Origin of the sequence: Klenkia brasiliensis (assembly GCF_900100695.1) — a bacterium.
Taxonomy (GTDB): Bacteria; Actinomycetota; Actinomycetes; order Mycobacteriales; family Geodermatophilaceae; genus Klenkia; species Klenkia brasiliensis.
In genome coordinates, this window is record NZ_FNCF01000002.1 from 215,219 (window position 1) to 234,293 (window position 19,075).

General features: G+C 73.9%; 21 protein-coding genes. 13 read left to right on the forward strand and 8 right to left on the reverse strand.

What is annotated here, in order from left to right; all coding sequences use genetic code 11:
* Positions 1 to 111 precede the first annotated feature (111 nt).
* On the forward strand, positions 112 to 1,248 hold the full coding sequence (locus BLT39_RS05390; RefSeq protein ID WP_091060118.1) for an ROK family transcriptional regulator: 1,137 nt from the start codon (positions 112 to 114) through the stop codon (positions 1,246 to 1,248).
* A 32-nt stretch (positions 1,249 to 1,280) separates the two neighbouring features.
* Here BLT39_RS05390 and BLT39_RS05395 read toward each other — a convergent pair whose 3' ends face one another.
* The gene (locus BLT39_RS05395) at positions 1,281 to 2,465 is read right to left on the reverse strand and encodes an amidase (RefSeq protein WP_242658178.1); all 1,185 of its coding nucleotides are present in this window, start codon (positions 2,463 to 2,465) and stop codon (positions 1,281 to 1,283) included.
* Positions 2,466 to 2,543: 78 nt separating this feature from the next.
* Here BLT39_RS05395 and BLT39_RS05400 point away from each other — a divergent pair, with 78 nt between their 5' ends.
* The 6 genes from BLT39_RS05400 (at position 2,544) to BLT39_RS05425 (ending at position 7,602) form a co-directional block, all read left to right on the forward strand.
* On the forward strand, positions 2,544 to 3,065 hold the full coding sequence (locus tag BLT39_RS05400; RefSeq protein ID WP_091060121.1) for a MaoC family dehydratase: 522 nt from the start codon (positions 2,544 to 2,546) through the stop codon (positions 3,063 to 3,065).
* Entirely contained in the window at positions 3,062 to 4,267 is a 1,206-nt protein-coding gene (locus BLT39_RS05405) for a CaiB/BaiF CoA transferase family protein (RefSeq protein WP_091060125.1), read from the forward strand. Before BLT39_RS05400 ends, BLT39_RS05405 begins: the two co-directional genes overlap by 4 nt.
* A gap of 3 nt (positions 4,268 to 4,270) precedes the next feature.
* Entirely contained in the window at positions 4,271 to 5,434 is a 1,164-nt protein-coding gene (locus BLT39_RS05410; protein ID WP_091060128.1) for an acyl-CoA dehydrogenase family protein, read from the forward strand.
* Positions 5,431 to 6,267 (forward strand): HpcH/HpaI aldolase/citrate lyase family protein, encoded by an 837-nt coding sequence (locus BLT39_RS05415; protein WP_091060132.1) that lies wholly within the window; start codon positions 5,431 to 5,433, stop codon positions 6,265 to 6,267. The genes BLT39_RS05410 and BLT39_RS05415 overlap by 4 nt, the downstream gene beginning before the upstream one ends.
* 71 nt (positions 6,268 to 6,338) lie before the next feature.
* Positions 6,339 to 6,812 (forward strand): Lrp/AsnC family transcriptional regulator, encoded by a 474-nt coding sequence (locus BLT39_RS05420; protein WP_091060135.1) that lies wholly within the window; start codon positions 6,339 to 6,341, stop codon positions 6,810 to 6,812.
* A 67-nt stretch (positions 6,813 to 6,879) separates the two neighbouring features.
* Complete coding sequence (locus tag BLT39_RS05425) at positions 6,880 to 7,602, forward strand: VIT1/CCC1 transporter family protein (protein WP_091060138.1); 723 nt, start codon at positions 6,880 to 6,882, stop codon at positions 7,600 to 7,602.
* Between the two features lies 1 nt (position 7,603).
* Here the strand turns inward: BLT39_RS05425 and speB (BLT39_RS05430) are convergent, their stop codons facing one another.
* The 3 genes from speB (BLT39_RS05430) to BLT39_RS05440 are packed head-to-tail and all read right to left on the reverse strand — an operon-like array spanning position 7,604 to position 10,448.
* The gene (gene speB / locus BLT39_RS05430; RefSeq protein ID WP_091060141.1) at positions 7,604 to 8,548 is read right to left on the reverse strand and encodes an agmatinase; all 945 of its coding nucleotides are present in this window, start codon (positions 8,546 to 8,548) and stop codon (positions 7,604 to 7,606) included.
* A complete protein-coding gene (locus tag BLT39_RS05435; RefSeq protein WP_091060144.1) occupies positions 8,545 to 8,925 on the reverse strand; it encodes a YybH family protein in 381 nt (126 codons plus the stop codon). The genes speB (BLT39_RS05430) and BLT39_RS05435 overlap by 4 nt, the downstream gene beginning before the upstream one ends.
* Entirely contained in the window at positions 8,922 to 10,448 is a 1,527-nt protein-coding gene (locus tag BLT39_RS05440; protein WP_091060147.1) for a purine-cytosine permease family protein, read from the reverse strand. The genes BLT39_RS05435 and BLT39_RS05440 overlap by 4 nt, the downstream gene beginning before the upstream one ends.
* A 102-nt stretch (positions 10,449 to 10,550) precedes the next feature.
* Here BLT39_RS05440 and BLT39_RS05445 point away from each other — a divergent pair, with 102 nt between their 5' ends.
* From BLT39_RS05445 to BLT39_RS05455, 3 genes are all read left to right on the forward strand, one after another.
* On the forward strand, positions 10,551 to 11,213 hold the full coding sequence (locus tag BLT39_RS05445; protein ID WP_091060149.1) for a cyclase family protein: 663 nt from the start codon (positions 10,551 to 10,553) through the stop codon (positions 11,211 to 11,213).
* A 97-nt stretch (positions 11,214 to 11,310) separates the two neighbouring features.
* Entirely contained in the window at positions 11,311 to 12,183 is an 873-nt protein-coding gene (locus tag BLT39_RS05450) for a PP2C family protein-serine/threonine phosphatase (RefSeq protein ID WP_165640157.1), read from the forward strand.
* A 57-nt stretch (positions 12,184 to 12,240) separates the two neighbouring features.
* Complete coding sequence (locus tag BLT39_RS05455) at positions 12,241 to 12,678, forward strand: hypothetical protein (RefSeq protein WP_091060155.1); 438 nt, start codon at positions 12,241 to 12,243, stop codon at positions 12,676 to 12,678.
* 7 nt (positions 12,679 to 12,685) lie between these two features.
* Here BLT39_RS05455 and BLT39_RS05460 read toward each other — a convergent pair whose 3' ends face one another.
* Positions 12,686 to 14,572: a primary-amine oxidase gene (locus tag BLT39_RS05460; RefSeq protein WP_091060158.1), complete on the reverse strand. Its 1,887-nt coding sequence runs from the start codon at positions 14,570 to 14,572 to the stop codon at positions 12,686 to 12,688.
* Positions 14,569 to 15,582, reverse strand: a complete 1,014-nt coding sequence (speB, locus tag BLT39_RS05465) for an agmatinase (RefSeq protein WP_091060162.1) — start codon at positions 15,580 to 15,582, stop codon at positions 14,569 to 14,571. The genes BLT39_RS05460 and speB (BLT39_RS05465) overlap by 4 nt, the downstream gene beginning before the upstream one ends.
* Before the next feature lie 108 nt (positions 15,583 to 15,690).
* Between speB (BLT39_RS05465) and BLT39_RS05470 the strand changes: the two genes are divergently transcribed.
* The 3 genes from BLT39_RS05470 (at position 15,691) to BLT39_RS05480 (ending at position 18,048) form a co-directional block, all read left to right on the forward strand.
* Positions 15,691 to 17,061, forward strand: coding sequence for an NAD-dependent succinate-semialdehyde dehydrogenase (locus BLT39_RS05470; RefSeq protein ID WP_091060166.1), 1,371 nt, complete (start codon positions 15,691 to 15,693; stop codon positions 17,059 to 17,061).
* Between the two features lie 80 nt (positions 17,062 to 17,141).
* Positions 17,142 to 17,552, forward strand: a complete 411-nt coding sequence (locus tag BLT39_RS05475; protein WP_091060170.1) for a hypothetical protein — start codon at positions 17,142 to 17,144, stop codon at positions 17,550 to 17,552.
* Between the two features lie 94 nt (positions 17,553 to 17,646).
* Positions 17,647 to 18,048, forward strand: coding sequence for a VOC family protein (locus tag BLT39_RS05480; RefSeq protein WP_091061715.1), 402 nt, complete (start codon positions 17,647 to 17,649; stop codon positions 18,046 to 18,048).
* Between the two features lie 75 nt (positions 18,049 to 18,123).
* Here BLT39_RS05480 and BLT39_RS05485 read toward each other — a convergent pair whose 3' ends face one another.
* On the reverse strand, positions 18,124 to 18,483 hold the full coding sequence (locus tag BLT39_RS05485) for a PRC-barrel domain-containing protein (protein ID WP_091060174.1): 360 nt from the start codon (positions 18,481 to 18,483) through the stop codon (positions 18,124 to 18,126).
* A 96-nt stretch (positions 18,484 to 18,579) separates the two neighbouring features.
* Complete coding sequence (locus BLT39_RS05490; protein ID WP_091060177.1) at positions 18,580 to 19,074, reverse strand: glutathione peroxidase; 495 nt, start codon at positions 19,072 to 19,074, stop codon at positions 18,580 to 18,582.
* Position 19,075: the final 1 nt, after the last annotated feature.

Consider the following 19,075-nt stretch of genomic DNA (forward strand, 5'->3'; position numbering starts at 1 on the left):
CGCAATCAAAGTCAAGGACGGATGTTGTAACGATCACGTTGCGGGCGGGTGCAGCTAGGTGATGCGGTCCGGCCCGGTTACTTTTGCTCTCACAACGAGTGGAGGGGAGCCATGACCGACCTGCGTGAGGCCAACCGCGGGGCCGTGCTCTCGGACCTGCTCCTGCACCGGCCGACCACCCGCACGGCCATCGCGCAGCGCACCGGGCTGTCGGCCGCGACCATCTCCCGCGCCGTGGAGGTCCTGGTGGCCGACGGCGTCGTCCGCGAGGTGTCCGAGGTCGTGTCCGCCAACCGCGGCCGCCGCGCGGTCGCCCTGGACCTCGTCGGCGAGCGCAGCGTCGTGGCCGGCGTCGACCTCGGTGCCAGCGCCACCCGGGTCGTGCTGGTCGACTTCGCCGGTTCGGAGCTGCGGCGGTGGGAGCAGCCCACCCGCAGCGACCTGCCGGCGGCGGACCTGGCCGACTGGCTGGCCGGGATGCTCACCGACCGGTCGGCCGACCTCGGCGCCGGGCTGGCTGCGGTGTCGGTCGGCCTCCCCGGGGCCGTCGCCGAGTCCGGGGCGGTCTCGAACGCCCCCAACCTGCCCCAGGTGATGGACCCCGGCTTCGTCACCGGCCTGCGCCGGGCCGGCGGGGTCGGCGTCCGGGTCGACAACGATGTCAACTACGCCCTGCTCGGCGAGCAGCGTCGCGGCGCCGCCGCCCATGCCGGGGACGCCGCGATGGTCACCATCGGGGCCGGCCTCGGCGCCGCGCTGGCCATCGACGGCCGCATCCTGCACGGCCGGCACGGGCTGATCGGGGAGTTCGGCCAGCTCCCCGCGGGCCCCATGGGCACCCGGCTCGAGCACATGGTCACCGGCCCGGGGATCCTGCGGCGTGCGGAGGAGGCCGGGGTCCCGCTCGCCCGCCCGCAGGACCTCTTCGCCGAGGAGCACCGCCTCTCACCTCTGCGCACCCAGTTCGACCACGCGCTGCAGATCGTGCTGACCGCCGTCGCGGTGGCCAGCGAGCCGGAGGTCGTCGTCCTCGGTGGGGGCATCGCGGACTCCCTGGCGGGCGACCTGGACCGCTACCAGGCCACGCTCGGCGCGACGCTGCAGGTCGCGCCCCGGCTCGTGCCCGCGGAGCTCGGCGCGTTCTCCGGGGCGATCGGTGCTGCCATCGACGCGGTGCACTCCCTCTACGCCGACCTGGGTGCCGAGCCCGGGCTGGGCGGCGGTCACGGCCGCAGCGCCGCCTCCTGACCCCGGCCCGCAGGCGTTCCCGCGGGGACGCGTCAGGCGGACGGCGGGCGGCGGGTGTGCCAGTCCGTCTGCTGCTGGTACCAGAGGCCGGCGGCGAACAGGACGTCCTCGGCGTCCTCCGGGGCGGTGAGCTGGACGCCGACCGGCATCCCCGTCGCCGGGTGGAAGCCGACCGGCAGCGCCAGCGTCGGGCCGGCGTGCAGGGACCACGGGTAGGTCAGCGACCCCAGCCGCCGGGACACCCGCAGCACGTCGTCGGGGTCGGCGCGGGGGACGTCGACCGGCAGCGTCGGCGTGAGCAGCAGGTCCACGCCGTCCAGCGCTGCCGAGATGCGGGACTGCAGTGCGCGCCGCGCCTCCACGGCGGAGGCCCGCTGGGCGGCGGTGATGTCCCGGCCCAGGCCGATCCGCACCAGGCTGTCGGGGTGGAACCGCTCCGGTGCCGACGCGAGCCGGTCGGCGTGGATGCGGGCCAGGTCGGCGTAGACCAGCGTGTAGACGATGTCCTGCGCGTCGAGCAGGCCCTCGACCTCCACCGGCACGACCTCGGCGCCGAACACCGCCACCGCCGCGTCCACCACCGCCTGCACGCCCGGGTCGACGTCGGTCAGCAGCTGCACCGGGATGCCGATCCGCCGCGGGGCGGCCGGCTCCGGGAGGCCCGCCGAGGACCCGGTGAGCACCCGCTGCGCGCGGGCCACCAGGGAGACGGTGCGCGCGAGCGGTCCCACGGTGTCCACGTCGTCGCAGACCGGGAAGACGCCGTCCAGCGGGACCGAGCCGTGCGTGGGCCGCAGCCCGACCACCCCGCACGCCGACGCCGGCAGCCGGACCGAGCCGCCGGTGTCGGTGCCCAGCGCCAGGTCCACGGTGCCCGCCGCGACCGCGGCTCCCGACCCCCCGCTCGACCCGCCCGGGATGCGGGAGAGGTCCCACGGGTTGCGGCACGGCCCGGCCGCGGAGTTCTGGTTGGTCACCCCGACGGCGAACTCGCTCAGGTTCAGCGTCGCCACCACCTGCGCGCCGGCGTCCGACAACCGCCGCACGACCTCCGCGTCGTGGTCGGGCACCCGGTCGGCGAAGAACGCGGACGCGCACGTCGTGGGCCCGCCGGCGACGTCCACGTTGTCCTTGACGCCCACCCGCACCCCGGCGAGCGGGCCGGGGCCACCGGGCCGGTCCACCCACCGGATCACCGCGTTCACGTGGTCGTCCACCAGCACTCCAGACGGCTCGGGGGCTTGCGCAGCTAATCATCAGACAATTAGCGTGCGGCTGTCGAGGGAGGCACATCCATGGCCACGCACCCCGCCGTCCTGGGGCGGTTCTTCGAGGACTACGTCGTCGGCGACGTCTACCAGCACCCGCTCGGCCGCACGATCTCCGAGGCCGACAACACCTGGCTGACGATGCTGACGATGAACACCAACCAGCAGCACGTCAACGCGCACCTGGCCGCGCAGAACCCGATCACGGGGGGCCGGGTCATCGTCAACTCCGGGCTGACGATCGCGCTGGTGCTGGGGCTCTCCGTGCTGGACATGAGCCAGAACGCCGTCGCCAACCTCGAGATGACCGACGTCAAGCTGACCCACCCGGTCTACGTCGGCGACACCCTCTACGCCGAGAGCCTCTGCACCGCGCTGCGGGCCAGCAGGTCCCGGCCCTACGCCGGCATCGTCTCGATGGTCACCCGCGGGCTGAACGCCGAGGGCGACGAGTGCATCTCGTTCAAGCGCTCGGTCATGGTCGCGACGCGGGAGTCCGGCATCGGCCAGGGCCACTTCCCCGAGGCCAAGACGGGTCCGATGCAGTGAGGCCGCTGGAGGACGTCCGGATCATCGCGCTCGAGCAGTACGGCGCCGGCCCTTTCGGCAGCGTGCACCTCGCCGACCTGGGCGCCGAGGTCATCAAGATCGAGGACCCGCGCACCGGCGGCGACATCGGCCGCTACGTCCCGCCCTACGTGCACGGCGAGGACTCACTGTTCTACGAGACCTTCAACCGCAACAAGCAGAGCCTCTCGCTGGACATCTCCACCCCGGCCGGGCGCGCGGTGTTCGAGGACCTGGTGCGCACCAGCGACGCCGTCTGGTCCAACCTGCGCGGCGACGTCCCGGCCAAGATCGGCATCCGGTACGCCGACCTCGCCCACCTCAACCCGGCCATCGTCTGCTGCAGCCTCACCGGCTTCGGCATGACCGGACCCCGGCGGACCGAGCCCGGCTACGACTACGTGCTGCAGGGCATCGCCGGCTGGATGAGCCTCACCGGCGACCCCGGCGGGCCGCCGACCAAGACCGGGCTGTCGCTGGTGGACTTCTCCAGCGGCTTCGTCGCCGCGCTCAGCCTGCTCGCCGGCCTGCACGCCGCGCGGCGGGACGGCGTCGGCGGCGACTGCGACGTCTCCCTCTACGACACCGCGCTGTCGCTGCTGACCTACCCGGCGACCTGGGCGATGACGGCGGGCTACGAGCCCACCCGCACGGTCGACTCCGCGCACCCCTCGCTGGTGCCCTTCCAGGCCTTCGCCGCCTCCGACGGCTGGCTGGTCGTCGGCTGCGCCAAGGAGAAGTTCTGGCAGCGGCTGGTCGCCGTGCTCGGCCGGCCCGACCTGGGGGACGACGGGCGGTTCGCCACCTTCGCCCTGCGCGACCGCAACCGCGACGCCCTCCTGCCGCAGCTCAAGGAGGCGTTCCTCAGCGACACCGTGGAGCACTGGATGGTGCAGCTGCGCGCCGCCGGGGTGCCGTCGTCCCCGATCAACGACGTCGGCCAGGCCCTGGCCGACCCGCAGGCCGCCGCCCGGGGCCTGCTGCTGGAGACCGAGCACCCGCACTGGGGCACGGTGAAGCAGGTGGGCAGCCCGGTCCGCTTCGGCGAGCCGCGCACCGACCACCGCCGGGCCCCGCTGCGCAACGAGCACCAGGACCGCATCACCCGCGACCTGCTCGGCTACTCGGCCGAGCGCGTGGCCGAGCTCGAGGCCGCAGGCGCGTTCGGACAGCAGGGGAGCTGACCCGTGGACTTCACGCTCAACGAGGAGCAGCGCGACTTCCAGCGGACGCTGCGCCGCTTCGTCGACCGCGAGATCGTGCCGGTGGCCTCGGAGTGGGAGCGGACCGGCCGCTACCCGACCGAGATCGTCGACCACCTCAAGGCCCTCGGCCTGTTCGGGCTCACCACGCCCGAGGAGTACGGCGGCCTGGCCCTGGACATGGTCAGCTTCACGCTGGTCTACGAGGAGATCAGCCGCGGCTGGATGGGCATCGCCGGGATCCTCGGCAGCCACGGCCTCTCCGCCTGGATGATCGCCAAGCACGGCACCGAGGAGCAGAAGCAGCACTACCTGCCCAGGCTCGCGACCGGCGAGTGGCGCACCGGCGTCGGCCTCACCGAGCCCGGCGCCGGCACCGACCTGCAGGGCATCGCCACCCGGGCCGTGCGCGACGGCGACTCCTACGTCGTCAACGGCACCAAGACCTGGATCACCAACGCCCGGCACGCCGACGTCCTGCCCGTCCTGGTCAAGACCGACCCCGACGCGCAGCCCCGGCACCGGGGCATGTCCCTGCTGCTGGTCCCCACCGACACCCCCGGCTTCGAGGTCAGCCGAGACCTGGGCAAGCTCGGCTACAAGGGCACCGAGTCCTGCGAGATCACCCTGGTCGACGTCCGGGTGCCGGTGGACGCCGTGCTCGGCGGGGTCGAGGGCCGCGGCATGCAGCAGGCGCTGTCCGGCCTGGAGATCGGCCGGCTCAACATCGCCGGCCGGTCAGTCGGGGTCGCGCAGGCCGCCTACGACGCGGCGCTGAAGTACGCCGGCGAGCGCGAGGCGTTCGGCCACCCCATCGCAGAGTTCCAGGCCATCGCGCTCAAGCTCGCCGAGATGGCCACCCAGCTGCAGGCAGCGAGGCTGCTCACCTACTGGGCCGCCTCCCGGGCCGACGCCGGCCAGCGGGTGGACGCCGAGTCCGGCATGGCCAAGGTCTTCGCCTCGGAGACCGCGCTGGCGCTGTCGCTGGAGGCCATGCGCATCCACGGCGGCTACGGCTACTCCACCGAGTTCGTCGTCGAGCGGCTCTACCGCGACGCCCCGCTGATGGCCATCGGCGAGGGCACCAACGACGTGCTGCGCACCGTCATCGCCAAGTCCCTGGTCGCGGGGAAGACGGTCGTCGGGTGACGGTGCGGTCCTGGCTGTACGTGCCCGGCGACCGGCCCGGCCGGTTCGCCAAGGCCGCGGCCACCGGGGCCGGCGCCGTCGTCCTGGACCTGGAGGACGCCGTCCCCCCGGCCGGCAAGGACGACGCCCGCGCCGCCGTCGTGGACTGGCTGGCCGGCCCGCGCGCGGACGTGCAGGTCTGGGTGCGGGTGGGCACCGGGCAGCGGGGTGCCGACGACGTCGCCGCGGTCGCCCGCGGCGCCCGGCTCACCGGCGTCGTGCTGCCGAAGGCGTCGTCCCGGGCGCTGCTGGAGCGGGTGCACGACCAGCTGCTCGCCGCCGAGGACGCGACCGGCCGGGCGCCGTGCAGCATCGGGGTGAGCCCGCTGGTGGAGAGCGCCGCCGGGGTGCTGGCCGCACCGGCGCTGGCCGGCGGACCGCGGGTGCGCTGCCTGCAGCTCGGCGAGGTCGACCTGGCCGCCGACCTGGGCGTCACCCCCGGCCCGGACGGCGCCGAGCTGCTGCTGGCCCGGTCCTCGGTCGTGCTGGCCTCGGCCGCGGCCGGGATCACCCCGCCACCGGCCGCGGTGTCCACGGAGTTCCGCGACCTGGCCGCCTTCGAGGCGCAGACCCGCCGGATGGTCGCCCTCGGCTTCCGGGGCCGCGCCTGCATCCACCCCGCGCAGGTCGAGGTGGTCGAGCGGGTCTGCCGGCCCACCCCGGAGGAGGTCGCCGCCGCCCGCGACGTCCTGGCTCGGCTGGACGCGTCACCGGGGGTCGCGGTCGGCGCCGACGGGAGGCTGCTCGACGAGGCCGTCGCCCGCCAGGCCCGCGCCACCCTCGGCCTCGCCTGACCGGGACACCACCAGGTCTACGATTCCCGTCGTCGGGGGACCGGCGGACGACGGGATCCGTAGGGGGAGCAATGGTCGAGCGGCACGCGGTGGCCCTGGACGACACGTCGCGGGCGATCATCGAGCAGCTGCAGCAGGACGGCCGCCGCCCCTACGCCCGCATCGCCGAGGCCGTCGGGCTGAGCGAGGCCGCCGTCCGGCAGCGGGTGCAGCGGCTGCTGGACGCCGGGGTCATGCAGATCGTCGCGGTCACCGACCCCCGCCAGGTCGGGTTCCCGCGCCAGGCCATGGTCGGCGTCCGGGTGCGCGGCGACAGCCGGGTGGTCGCCGACGCGCTGGCCGCCTTCGACGAGGTCGACTACGTGGTCATCTCCGCGGGCTCGCTGGACCTGCTGGTCGAGGTGGTCTGCGTCGACGACACCCAGCTGCTGGACGTCGTCAGCCGGATCCGGGCGGTCGAGGGCGTGGAGTCCACCGAGACCTTCCTGTACCTGGGCCTGGCCAAGCAGACCTACGCCTGGGGCACCCGCCCCCCGGAGGCCTGAGACCGGAGGCCTGAGCACAGCCTTCCCTCGCTGGCAGGACGATCATGCGCGACCTACCGTCGCCGCCGTGACGACGCAGGACGCACCCACCCACGAGGGCGAGCCGCACGCCGGTGCCCTGAGCTCCCGGCTGAACTGGCTGCGCGCCGGGGTGCTCGGCGCCAACGACGGCATCGTCTCCACCGCCGGCCTGGTGGTCGGCGTCGCGGGGGCCACCACCGCCGACGGCCCGGTGCTCACTGCCGGGGTCGCCGGCCTGGTCGCCGGTGCGGTGTCGATGGCCCTGGGCGAGTACGTGTCGGTGAGCAGCCAGCGCGACAGCGAGCGGGCCCTGGTGCGCAAGGAGAAGCGCGAGCTCGCCGAGATGCCCGAGCAGGAGCTCGAGGAGCTCGCCGCGATCTACCAGACCAAGGGCCTGTCGCCGGCCACCGCCCGCCGGGTCGCCGAGGAGCTCACCGAGCACGACGCCCTCGCCGCCCACGTCGAGGCCGAGCTGGGCATCGACCCCGACGAGCTGACCAACCCCTGGCAGGCCGCGGGCGCCTCCGCGCTGTCGTTCACCCTCGGCTCGCTGCTGCCGCTGGCCGCGATCCTGCTCGCGCCCACCGGCGTCCGGGTGCCGGTCACCTTCGTGGTGGTGCTGCTCGCCCTGGCCCTCACCGGCGCGGTGAGCGCGACGCTGGGCGGGTCGCCGGTGCGCACCGCCGTCGTCCGGCTGGTCGTCGGCGGCGCGATCGCGATGGCCGTGACGTTCGGCATCGGCGCCCTGGTGGGCGGCGCGGTCGGGTAGGTCAGGCGCGGTTGAGCGCCAGCACGCTGAGCAGCTCGTAGGCCGTGTGCGAGGCCGCCACCGCGGTGAGCTCGGCGTGGTCGTAGGCGGGGGAGACCTCGACGACGTCCGCGCCGACCACGTCGAGCCCGACGAGGCCGCGCAGGGTGTGCAGCAGCTCCCTGCTGGTCAGCCCGCCGGCCTCGGGCGTCCCGGTGCCCGGCGCGTGGGCGGGGTCCAGCACGTCGATGTCCACCGACACGTAGACCGGGCCGTCGCCCAGCCGGCGGCGCATCCGCTCCACGACGCTGGCCACCCCGTCGACCTCGTAGTCGTCGCTGCGGACCACCTGGAAGCCGAGGACGGCGTCGTCCTCGAGGTCCTGCTTGGAGTACAGCGGGCCACGGATCCCGATGTGCATCGACCGCTCCAGGTCGACCAGGCCCTCCTCGCTGGCCCGCCGGAACGGGGTCCCGTGCGTGTAGGGCGCGCCGAAGTAGGTGTCCCAGGTGTCCAGGTGGGCGTCGAAGTGCAGGACGGCGACCGGGCCGTGGTCGCGGGCCACCGAGCGCAGGATCGGCAGCGCCACGGTGTGGTCGCCGCCCAGGGTGAGCACCTGGGCGCCGTCGGCCCGCAGCGCCGAGATGCCGTCGTCGATGGTTTGGATGGCCTCCTCGATGTCGAACGGGTTCACCCCGAGGTCGCCGGCGTCGGCCACCTGCTGGGTGCCGAACGGCATCGCGTCCAGCGCCGGGTTGTACGGGCGCAGCAGCTTCGACCCCGCCCGCACGTGGCCCGGGCCGAACCGGGCGCCGGGCCGGTAGCTGACCCCGGAGTCGAACGGGATCCCGACCACGGCGACGTCCGCGCGGGACACCTCGTCCAGCCGGGGCAGCCGGGCGAAGGTGGCCGGGCCGCCGTAGCGGGGGACCTTCGTCGCGTCGACCGGGCCGATGGGGGTGGTCACTGCGCTGCTCCAGACGGTGAGAGGTGTTCGTGGACGACCAGCCAGCGGTCGCCGTCGGGGACCAGGACGACGGTCTCCCGCTCGTGCGTCGTCGCCTCGCCCTCGTGGGTGGCGACCGTGGTGACGACGGAGTGGGTGGCCACCGCGGTCTCGCCGACCAGCTGCACGTGCTGGTCGGTGGAGGTGCAGGCCAGCACCCGGAAGCCGTCGTCGGCCACCCACGACCGCCACGCCGTCCGGTACTCCTCCCGGGAGCCGAACCGCGGGCTGCCGGGCAGCACGAAGGTGGCGTCGGGGTGCATCCGGGCGAAGTAGGCGTCCTCGTCCGACGACGCGAACGCCGCGACCAGGTCGTCCAGCGCCTCCAGCGGGGTCACGCGGGCAGCTCCGCACCGGCCGGGCGGACCGGGTCGGTGATCGGCCGGGCCTCACCGGGCGTGCTGGGCACCCAGCGCGGGCCCTGCGGGCCGAAGACGTAGCGCGGCTCGGGGAAGACGAACAGCGACCCCAGGTAGATGACCGCGGCCAGCAGCAGGGCCACCGGCAGGCTGACGTCGACCCCGCCGAACGCGTTCGTGAACGGCCCCACGATCAGCGGCGGGTAGTTGGCGAACAGCAGGCCGATGACCGCCGAGGGGATCCAGGCGACCATGCCGCGCCAGTTGACCCCGCCGGAGAACCAGTAGATGCCGCCCTCGCGGCCCTGGTTGAACACCTGGACGGCGGTCGGGTCGTAGAACCCGCGGCGCACCACGTAGCCCAGCGCCATGATCACCATCCACGGCGTGGTGCAGATGACGATCGCGCCGATGAAGGCGTTCACGCTGCCCACCAGGTCGAAGGCCAGCCGCCCGACCAGGATGAACACGAAGCTCAGCGCGCCGATCACCAGCGAGGCCCGCACCCGGCCCAGCCGCGGGAACACCGAGGAGAAGTCCAGCCCGGTGCCGTACAGCGAGGTCACGCCGGTCGACAGGCCACCGAGGACGGCGACCACCATGAGCAGCAGGGCGTACCAGAGCGGGGAGAGCTGGACGAGGGCGAACACGTAGTCGGCCTCGCCGGCCACCAGCGTCGCCGTCGCCACGCCGAACAGGAACGGCACCAGCGTGGCCAGCTGCGCGGCGACCGTGGCGCCCAGCAGCCGGGCCCGCGACGTGGCGGCGGGGATGTAGCGCGACCAGTCGCCGAGGAAGGCGCCGAAGGACACCGGGTTGCCCATCACGATGAGCACGCTGAGCACGAAGGTGGGGGCGAAGGAGCCCAGCGCGTAGGCGTCGGGGCCGGGGTCGTAGCCGGCGTCGAACACGCCGGCGTAGGCGACCAGGCCGAGCAGGATGAGCACGGTGTTGCCGATGACCACGACCTTGTTGACCAGCAGCATGAACTGGTAGCCGTAGACCACGACGACGATGACCAGGCCGCCGAGCAGCGCGTAGACCAGGGCGCGCACGAGGTCGGTGTCGGGCAGGCCGACGAGCCGGTTGCCGGCCGCGACCAGGGCGTCGCCGGAGACCCACACCGAGATCGAGTAGAACGCGATCGCGGTCAGCAGCGACAGGAACGACCCCACGATCCGGCCGCGGACGCCGAAGTGCGCCGATGAGGACACCGCGTTGTTGGTGCCGGTGCGCGGGCCGAACAGGCCCATCGGCGACAGGATCAGCCCGCCCAGCACCACGCCCAGCACGGTCGCGGCGGCGGCCTCGGCGAAGGACAGGCCCAGCAGCACCGGGAACGTGCCCAGGATGATGGTGGCGAAGGTGTTGGCGCCGCCGAACTGGATGCGCAGCAGGTCCAGCGGTCGCGACGTCCGCTCGGCGTCGGGGATGGTGTCGATGCCGTGCTGCTCGACCTCCAGCGCGCGGGGGCGACGGGTCGGGGTGGGCGTGCTGGCCATCGCGGCTCTCCTCCTCGGCGGTGACGGGGGCCACCGAGCGGTACCGTAGATCCACTGTTGCCCCGAAGGCAACGAAAGTTCACCACAGCGAAACGAGGACACGTGCGCGTCACACGGCTGGTCGACCTCTCGGTCCCCGTGGACGCCGGCACGCAGGTCTTCCCCGGCGACCCGGTGTTCGCCTCGCACCCGCACGCCACGGCCGCCGCCGACGGCTTCCACGTGCAGGCGATCAGCATGGGCTCGCAGACCGGCACCCACGTCGACGCCCCGTTCCACTTCGCCGACGACGGGCTGCGCATCGACCAGCTCGACCTCGGCCTGTTCACCGGCCCGGCGGTGCTGCTCGACGTCCGCGGCCGGGCCCCCCGCAGCCGGCTGACCTGGGCCGACCTCGGCGAGCCCGACCTCGCCCCCGGCACGCTGGTGCTGCTGCACACCGGCTGGTCGGCGCACTACGGCACCCCGGCCTACTTCGACCACCCGTACCTCGACGCCGGCGCCGCGCAGCGCCTGCTGGACGCCGGCATCCGCACCGTCGGCCTGGACGCGCCCAACCTGGACCTCACGCCGACCGCGGACGACCCCGGCGAGGGCTACCCCGTGCACCACCTGCTCGCCGCCGCCGGCGGGGTCATCTGCGAGAACCTGGCCAACCTCGCCGCCGTGGACTTCGCCGACCCGTTCGTCTCCCTGCTGCCGCTGCGACTGACCGGTGCCGACGGCGCCCCGGTCCGCGCGGTCGCCCTCCAGCTGGCCCCCTGACCACCCCGACCGGGTCGGACCGCGCCCGGCGCGCAGGCACGGGCGCCCGGCTGCTGTTCTACTGATCATCGGCCGCACGGTGCGGTCGGGGACGGGGGTGGACGTGGCGCTGGCGCTGCACGCTGCCGCCCGCTCGCACACCGGGCCGCGGCCGGACAACCAGGACTCCGGTCTGGTGTCCCCCGCCCTGGTCGCGGTGGCCGACGGCGTGGGCGGCAACGTCGGCGGCGCGGTCGCCTCCGGCCTGGTCGTCTCCTGGCTCGCGCCGCTGGGTGCGGGCCTGCTGGCCGACGAGCCCGACGGCGGCATGGCCCGGCTGGTGTCGGCGGCCAACGAGCGCATCCGCACCGCGGTGACCCACCGGCCCCGGCTCGAGGGCATGGCCACCACGCTGTGCGCGGTCGGCGTGCAGGGCGACTCCGCGGTGCTCGCGCACATCGGTGACTCCCGCGCCTACCGCTGGCGCGCGCCCGAGCTGGTGCAGCTGACCCGCGACCACACCCTCGTGCAGGCGCTCATGGACGCCGGCTCGATCACCGCCGAGGAGGCGCTGGTGCACCCGCAGCGCTCCGCGGTGTACGCGGCGCTGCACGGCGGCACCGACGACGTCGAGGGCCTGGAGGTGCTCGCCGTCGACGTCCGGCCCGGCGACCGGCTGCTGGTCTGCTCCGACGGCCTGTCCGGCGCACTGCCCGCGCAGGTCATCGCCGAGCTGCTCGCGGTGGCCGAGAACGCCGACCAGGCGGCGGCCACCCTGCTCGGCGCCGCGCTCGCCGCCCCCGCCTCGGACAACGTCACCGTCGTCGTCGCCGACGTCCTCGACGACATGGTCGACGGCCGGCCGGCCACCCGGTACCGCACGGTCGGCGCGGCCTCCGGTGCCCGCGACGAGACCGTCGAGGTGCTCGAGGCGCTGTGGCCCGGGCCCGCCACCGGCGCGTTCCGGCCGGTCGCGGCGTCCTCGGACTGATCACCCCTGCGGGGGAGGACCCCTGCAGAACGCGCTGGCCAGGCCGACACCACAGGCGTGACCACCCTGCTCGACGTCGACGCCACCACGCTGCTGCCCGGCCGTTCCGCCCTGCTGGACGTCCTGGGCCTGCGCCGGCCCACCCCGCCGGCGGCCCCCACCACCGGCCTGGTGCTGATCGGCCTGCCCGCACCCGCCGGCCTGCCCCTCGGCGCCGGCCAGCTGGTCGAGGCCGCAGCCGGGCTGTCGGGTGCGCTGCTGCCCGGCGAGTGGCTGGCCCGGCACGGCGCGGACGCGTTCGCCGTCGTCACCGAGGAGCCGATGACGGCCACCGCCGGCCGGCTGCTGGCGGCGCTGCCCCCGGGTGCCGCCGCCGGCGTCTGCCCGGTGACCGCCGACCGCACCGCGGTCGACGTCCTCCGGCTGGCCGCCCTCGGCCTGGTGCTGGCCCGCCTGGGCGAGCCGGGGGCGGTGGTCCGCTACCCCACCGCCTGACCCGCGCTCAGTGGCAGTGCGGCTTGCCCGACGCCGACGGGGGCATCGACAGGGTGGGGTTGCGGTCGAAGAAGCCGGTCGGCTTGAGCTCGAACCGCACGATGTCCACCGGCATGACCGGCCAGTCCTCCACCCGCGGCACGTGGTGCAGCCCGAACACGTGCCAGAGCACGACGTCGGTCGCCTCCACCGACCGCCCCGCCTTCGTCCACTCCGGCAGGCCGGCGTCCCGCGAGCTCTGGTTGCAGAACTCCCCGGACGGCCAGCGCTCCTCGGGGTCGAACGGGCTCACCCACACCGGGTGCGCGACCACCCCGGCGCGCTGCATCAGCGGTGACTCCGGCCCGGCCAGCGCGGGGATGGCCGCGGTCGGCACCAGCTTGTAGGACGTCGGCGCGCCCCACGCGTTCCGCCGGGACGCCGAGGTCACGGCGAACCCGCGCTGCGAGGCCCAGTCCAGGTCGAACCCGCCCTCGGTGGTGATCGCCGCCTTCCGCGGGGTCAGCGCCATGCCGTAGGGGTTGTCCGGGCCGATCGGCGGCACCTCGGTGTGCGACTGCACGACGGTGTTGTCGGGGGTGTCGACCTCCATGTCCAACCGGGCCACGATGAAGTGCTGGTGGACCGGTGCGTAGGTGTGGTCGTCGACGACGGTGCCGTGCTCGGGCGGGGTGCCCTCGTAGGAGGAGGTCACCATGATCCCGGTGGCCCGGACCTCGCACTCGATCTGGCCGTCGGGGTAGAAGCGCCAGTAGACGAGGTACTCGTAGTTGGCCACGGTGGCGTGGAAGCTGACCACCAGCCGGCGGGACCGGCGCACCTCGGCACCGGCGTGCTCGTCGACGTGCTTCCACAGCACGCCGTCGTCCTCCTCGTGGATGCACACGGCGTTGGTGATCGTGTACGGCTCGCCGTGGCTGTCGTGCAGCACGGCGTCGAGGTAGGTGATCTCGCCGAGGCAGTCGCAGCCCAGCTCCAGCGAGGTGGTCATGAAGCCCAGGCCCCACTCGCCGATGTCGAAGGCGGTGCGCCGGTGGTGGTCGGTGCTGGGGTCGCGGTAGGGCACCACCATCTCGGCGAAGCTCATCCGGTGGGCCACCGAGCGGCCGTCGATGGACACCCGGTGCAGCACCAGGCCCTCGCGGTGGTTGAAGCCGATGCGCATCGACCAGTCCAGCCAGCGCAGCTCGTTGCCCTGCATCGACAGCGAGACGCCCTCGGGCTGGGTGAGGTCGAAGGGCTTGACGTCGGTGCGCTCGACCAGGCCGGGGACCAGCGAGGGGACGTACTCGCCCATCGCGCCGGTCGGGGCCGCGACGCGGAAGGTGTCCTCGATGTCCAGCAGCTCCATGGTGTTGAGGTCCACCACGTGGTGCAGCCCGTTGACCGGGTGGGCGTAGGGGTTGCCGTTCGGGGTCTCCCGCACCCAGACGTCGGTCCAGCCGACCCGGCGGTCGGCGAACTGCTGCGGGATGAGCGAGTGCCCGTAGGCCCAGGTGTCGATGAGCACCAGGTCCAGGTCGGTGATGCCGCGCTCGGCCAGCGAGGCGATGACCTGCGGGTGCTTGATGAGCTCGACGTGCGCCTCGTGCCACTCGTCGACGGTCATGTTCGGCTGCTCACCGGGGACCGGCGTCCACGCCAGGACGGCGTCGTCGGTGAGCGACACGACGGCCTTGTAGGCCGAGTTCGAGGCCCGGTCGAAGCAGGTCACCAGCGCTTCACGGGGGTTGGGGTCGCCCGTCGTCCAGGTGCGGACGACGTCCTTGGCGGGCTCGCGCAGCTCGATGCAGGCGAACCGCCAGCCCTCGGCCACGCCCTTCTCCCGGCGCAGGATCGCCGCGGCGGCCCGGAACTCGTCGGCGGACAGCGGGTCGAGCGGGTGCGCGGTCATGGCAGGTTCCGATCTGCGAGCAGGGGGAGAGACGGGTCGAACGGGGGCAGCGCCGACCTGCGTCTCGCGATGGCGCTGAGGGCTTCGAGGACGACGCGGTTGGCCAGGGCTGCGGTGATGTCGGCGTGGTCGTACGGCGGGGAGACCTCGACGACGTCGATGCCCACGACCGGCAGCTCCAGGCAGATCCGGCGGACGGAGTCCAGCAGCTCGCGGGCGGTGAGGCCGCCGGGTTCAGGTGTGCCGGTGCCGGGGGCGTGCCCGGGGTCGCAGACGTCGATGTCGACGGAGAGGAAGACGCCGTCGCACTCGTCGGTGGCGATGGCGAACGCCTCGGTCAGGCAGGTCTGCAGCCCGCGGTGGCCGATCTCGGCCATCTCGTAGGAGCGCATCCGCTGCTGCGCCATCCAGTCCAGCGTCTCCGGCGGCGGCCAGTAACCGCGCAGCCCGACCTGCAGGAACCGGTCCCCGCGCAGCGCGCCGCTCTCGATGAGCCGGCGCATCGGCTGGCCGTGGCCCCACAGCGACCCGAACTCGATGTCGCCGGTGTCGGCGTGCGCGTCGAAGTGGATCATCGACACCCGGCCGTGGCCGAGGACGTCGGCCACCCCGCCGGCGTCGGGGAAGGCGATCGAGTGGTCGCCGCCCAGGACGACCGGGATCGCACCGGCCCGGACGACGTCGGCCACCGCCGAGCGCAGCGCGGGCAGGGCCTGCTCGATGCCGCCGGAGTACATCTCGACGTCCCCGGCGTCCAGCACGCGCAGGTCGCGCAGCCCGTCGGTGCGCAGCGCCAGCGAGGGCCGGGAGCCGTCGTGCGGCAGGTAGTCGGTCATCCGGATGGCCTGCGGCCCGAACCGGGTGCCGGGACGGTGGCTGGTGCCGCCGTCGAAGGGGGCACCCAGCACCACGACGTCGGCGCCGGCCATCGAGGCGGGGTCGGTGTGGTCGCACCGGTCGACGCCGAGGAAGGTGATGTCCGGGCCGAACTGCGTGCCGTAGCGCGCCATCTCTCCCCCTAGCTCACGACGGAAACCGTCGATACGGTGTTCCGCAGCGACGCTATCCGTTGTCAGCGGCGGCGTCGAGACGCGTCGTCCCCCCGATCGGAGCCCACCATGAGCGAGTACGCCGTCGTCGACCCCGCCACCGGCGAGACCGTGGCCAGCTACCCCACCGCCACCGACGAGCAGGTCGAGGCCGCGATCGCCGCGGCCACCGCCGCGCACCGGGGCTGGTCGCGCAGCTCGACGGCGGCCGAGCGCGCCGAGCTGGTGCGCCGGGTCGCGCAGCTGCACCGGGAGCGGAAGGCCGAGCTCGCCGCGCTGATCGTGCGCGAGATGGGCAAGACGATCACCGCCGCGGAGGGCGAGGTCGACTTCGCCGCCGACATCTACGAGTACTACGCGGACGTCGCGGAGCGGATCACCGCCGACCAGCCGATCGACCTGGCCGAGGGCTCGCAGGGCACCGCGGTCATCCGGCGGGCCTCGCTCGGCCCGCTGCTGGGCGTCATGCCGTGGAACTTCCCGTACTACCAGGTGGCCCGGTTCGCCGGCCCCAACCTGGTCATCGGCAACACCATCATCCTCAAGCACGCCCCGCAGTGCCCGGAGTCCGCCGCCGCGATCGAGCAGGTCTTCCGCGACGCCGGCTTCCCCGAGGGCGCCTACGTCAACGTCTACGCCAGCAACGACCAGGCCGCGGCGATCATCGGCGACCCCCGGGTGCAGGGCGTCTCGCTCACCGGCTCCGAGCGGGCCGGCACTGCCGTGGCCGAGGTGGCCGGCAAGCACCTGAAGAAGGTGGCGCTGGAGCTCGGCGGCTCCGACCCGTTCATCCTGCTGTCCACCGACGACCTCGACGCCGCCGTGGGCTCGGCCGTCGACGCCCGGATGGACAACAGCGGGCAGTCCTGCAACGCCGCCAAGCGGTTCGTCGTGCACGCCGACCTCTACGACGAGTTCCTGGCCAAGCTCACCGAGCGGATGACCGCCATCGAGCCCGGCGACCCCTCCAAGGCCGACACCGAGCTGGGCCCGCTGTCCTCGCTGCGGGCCGCGGAGACCCTCGAGCAGCAGGTGCAGCGGGCGGTGGCCGCCGGCGCCACCCTGGTCGCGGGCGGCACGCGGGAGGGCGCGTTCTTCTCCCCGACCGTGCTCACCGGCGTCGGCCCGGACAACCCGGCCTACGGCGAGGAGTTCTTCGGCCCGGTCGCGGTCGTGCACTCCGTCCCCGACGAGGACGCCGCGGTGGAGCTGGCCAACGACACCGGCTTCGGGCTGGGCTCCTACGTGTTCACCACCGACCCCGAGCAGGGCGAGCGGGTGGCCGACCGGATCGAGGCCGGCATGGTCTACGTCAACCTGGTGCTCGCCGACTCCCCGGAGCTGCCCTTCGGCGGCATCAAGCGCAGCGGCACCTCGCGCGAGATGGGCCTGCTGGCCGCCGACGAGTTCGTGAACAAGAAGCTGGTGCGCATCGGCTGATGCTCAGCCGGGGCCTGGGTCGGTCACAGGGCGGGGTCCGAGGGTGGTCGGTGCAGCGACCCCCTCGACCAGGAGCGACCGTGACCGACCCCCAGCAGCACCCCTACCCCTCGGCCACCCCGCCGGCGCACACCCAGGCGCAGCCGTGGGCCGGTGGCGAGCCGCACGTCGACGCCGCGGCGTACCCCGCCGAGGGGCCCACCCCGGCGCCGCGGCGCCGGGCCCGGGTGGCGCTGGTCGCCGCGGTCGCCGTCGGCGCGGTCGCGCTGGGGGGCGGCGGGTTCGCCGTCGGCCGGGCCACCGCGCCCGACGGCACGGCGGCCACCACCGACCAGCAGGTGCCCGGCGGTGGTCAGTTCGGCACCCCGCCCGACGGCGGCCAGCTGGGCACCCCGCCCGACGGCGGCCAGTTCGGCACCCCGCCCGGCCAGGACGGCACCACCGACGGCGGGACGACGACCGACGGCGGGACGACGGAGCCCACCACCTGACCCGGCGGCCGATGAGTTCTGGGCGGCACGGGTGTCCGAAGGGGTGACGGGGCCGGGGACGCCGGCCCGTGACCCCGAGGAGCACCCCGTGCGCATGGTCTTCGTGAACCTGCCCGTGTCCGACGTCGACGCCGCGAAGGCGTTCTACGCCGGTCTGGGCTGGCAGCTCAACGAGCAGTTCTCCGACGAGGGCACGGCGTCCTTCGTCGTCTCCGAGACGATCACCGCGATGCTGCTCAGCCGGGAGAGGTTCGCCGGGTTCCTGCCCGAGGGTGCCGAGGTGGGCGACCCGGCGCGGCAGGTGTCGGTGATGACCGCCCTGTCGGCGGACAGCCGCGAGGAGTGCGACGACCTGCTGGCCCGGGCGGTGGCCCACGGCGGCCAGCAGTTCGCCCAACCCCAGGACCACGGCTTCATGTACGGCACCAGCTTCGCCGACCCCAGCGGCAACGTCTGGGAGGCGGTCTGGATGGACCCGTCAGCCCTCGCGGGCTGACGGAGGAAGGACCCCCTCGCCCCCCAGCCCGAGCAAGCTCGGACCGGGTCCCTGCGAGGGGGCCGTTCCCTCAACTCACCTGCGGGCCAGCTGGCGCTCGCCGTTGGCGCCGGTGGAGTAGGGCAGCTGGTAGTGCGCGAACACGTTGGGCTCGTCGGCGGCGGTGAGCTCGCCGTCGGTGTCGATGCTCGGGGCGGCCTTGGCCAGGTCGCGGGAGTAGGCCACCCGGACCTCGCGGGGGCCGACGGTGGAGTCCTTGAGGGGGATGAACACCAGCGACTTCCCGCCGATCAGCCCGCCGACCTCGACCCCGATGAACGAGGGCTCGTCGTTGACGACGTCCACGTAGATCGACTCGAGCGTGCCGATCTTGTGGCCCTCGGGGTCGACGACGTTCTCGCCACGCCAGTCGCGGATGTTGCCTGCGGGGATCATTCTCGGGCCTCCGTGTCCAGGGCCCCCGCGGTCGAGGGCCGGTCACCGCGGCCATGCCCCGGATGGGTCGCGCGCAATCGTCCGCGCCCGAGTGACTTACGTCGTCAGCAGCGCCTCGATGGCCGAGCGGACCTCGGGGGCGGTGGGCTCGGTGCGCGGCCGGAACCGGGCCACCACCTCGCCGTCGGCGGACAGCAGCCACTTCTCGAAGTTCCACTGCACCGGACCGGCCTGCCCGTCGGCGTCGGGGACCTCGGTCAGCGAGCGGAACAGCGGGTCGGCGTCCGGCCCGTTGACCTCGACCTTCGCCGTCATCGGGAAGGTGACCCCGTAGGTCGCCGAGCAGAACTCCTGGATCTCCTCCGCCGTGCCGGGCTCCTGGCCGGCGAACTGGTTGCAGGGCACGCCCACGACGGTGAACCCGCGGTCGCCGTACTCCTGCTGCAGCTGCTCGAGCTGGGTGTACTGCGGGGTCAGCCCGCAGCGGCTGGCCACGTTCACCACCAGCGCCGGGCGGCGCCCGGTGAGCTCGCCGAGGGTGGTCGGCTCGCCCTGCAGCGTGGTGACGGGGACGGCGTCGAGGTCGGTCATG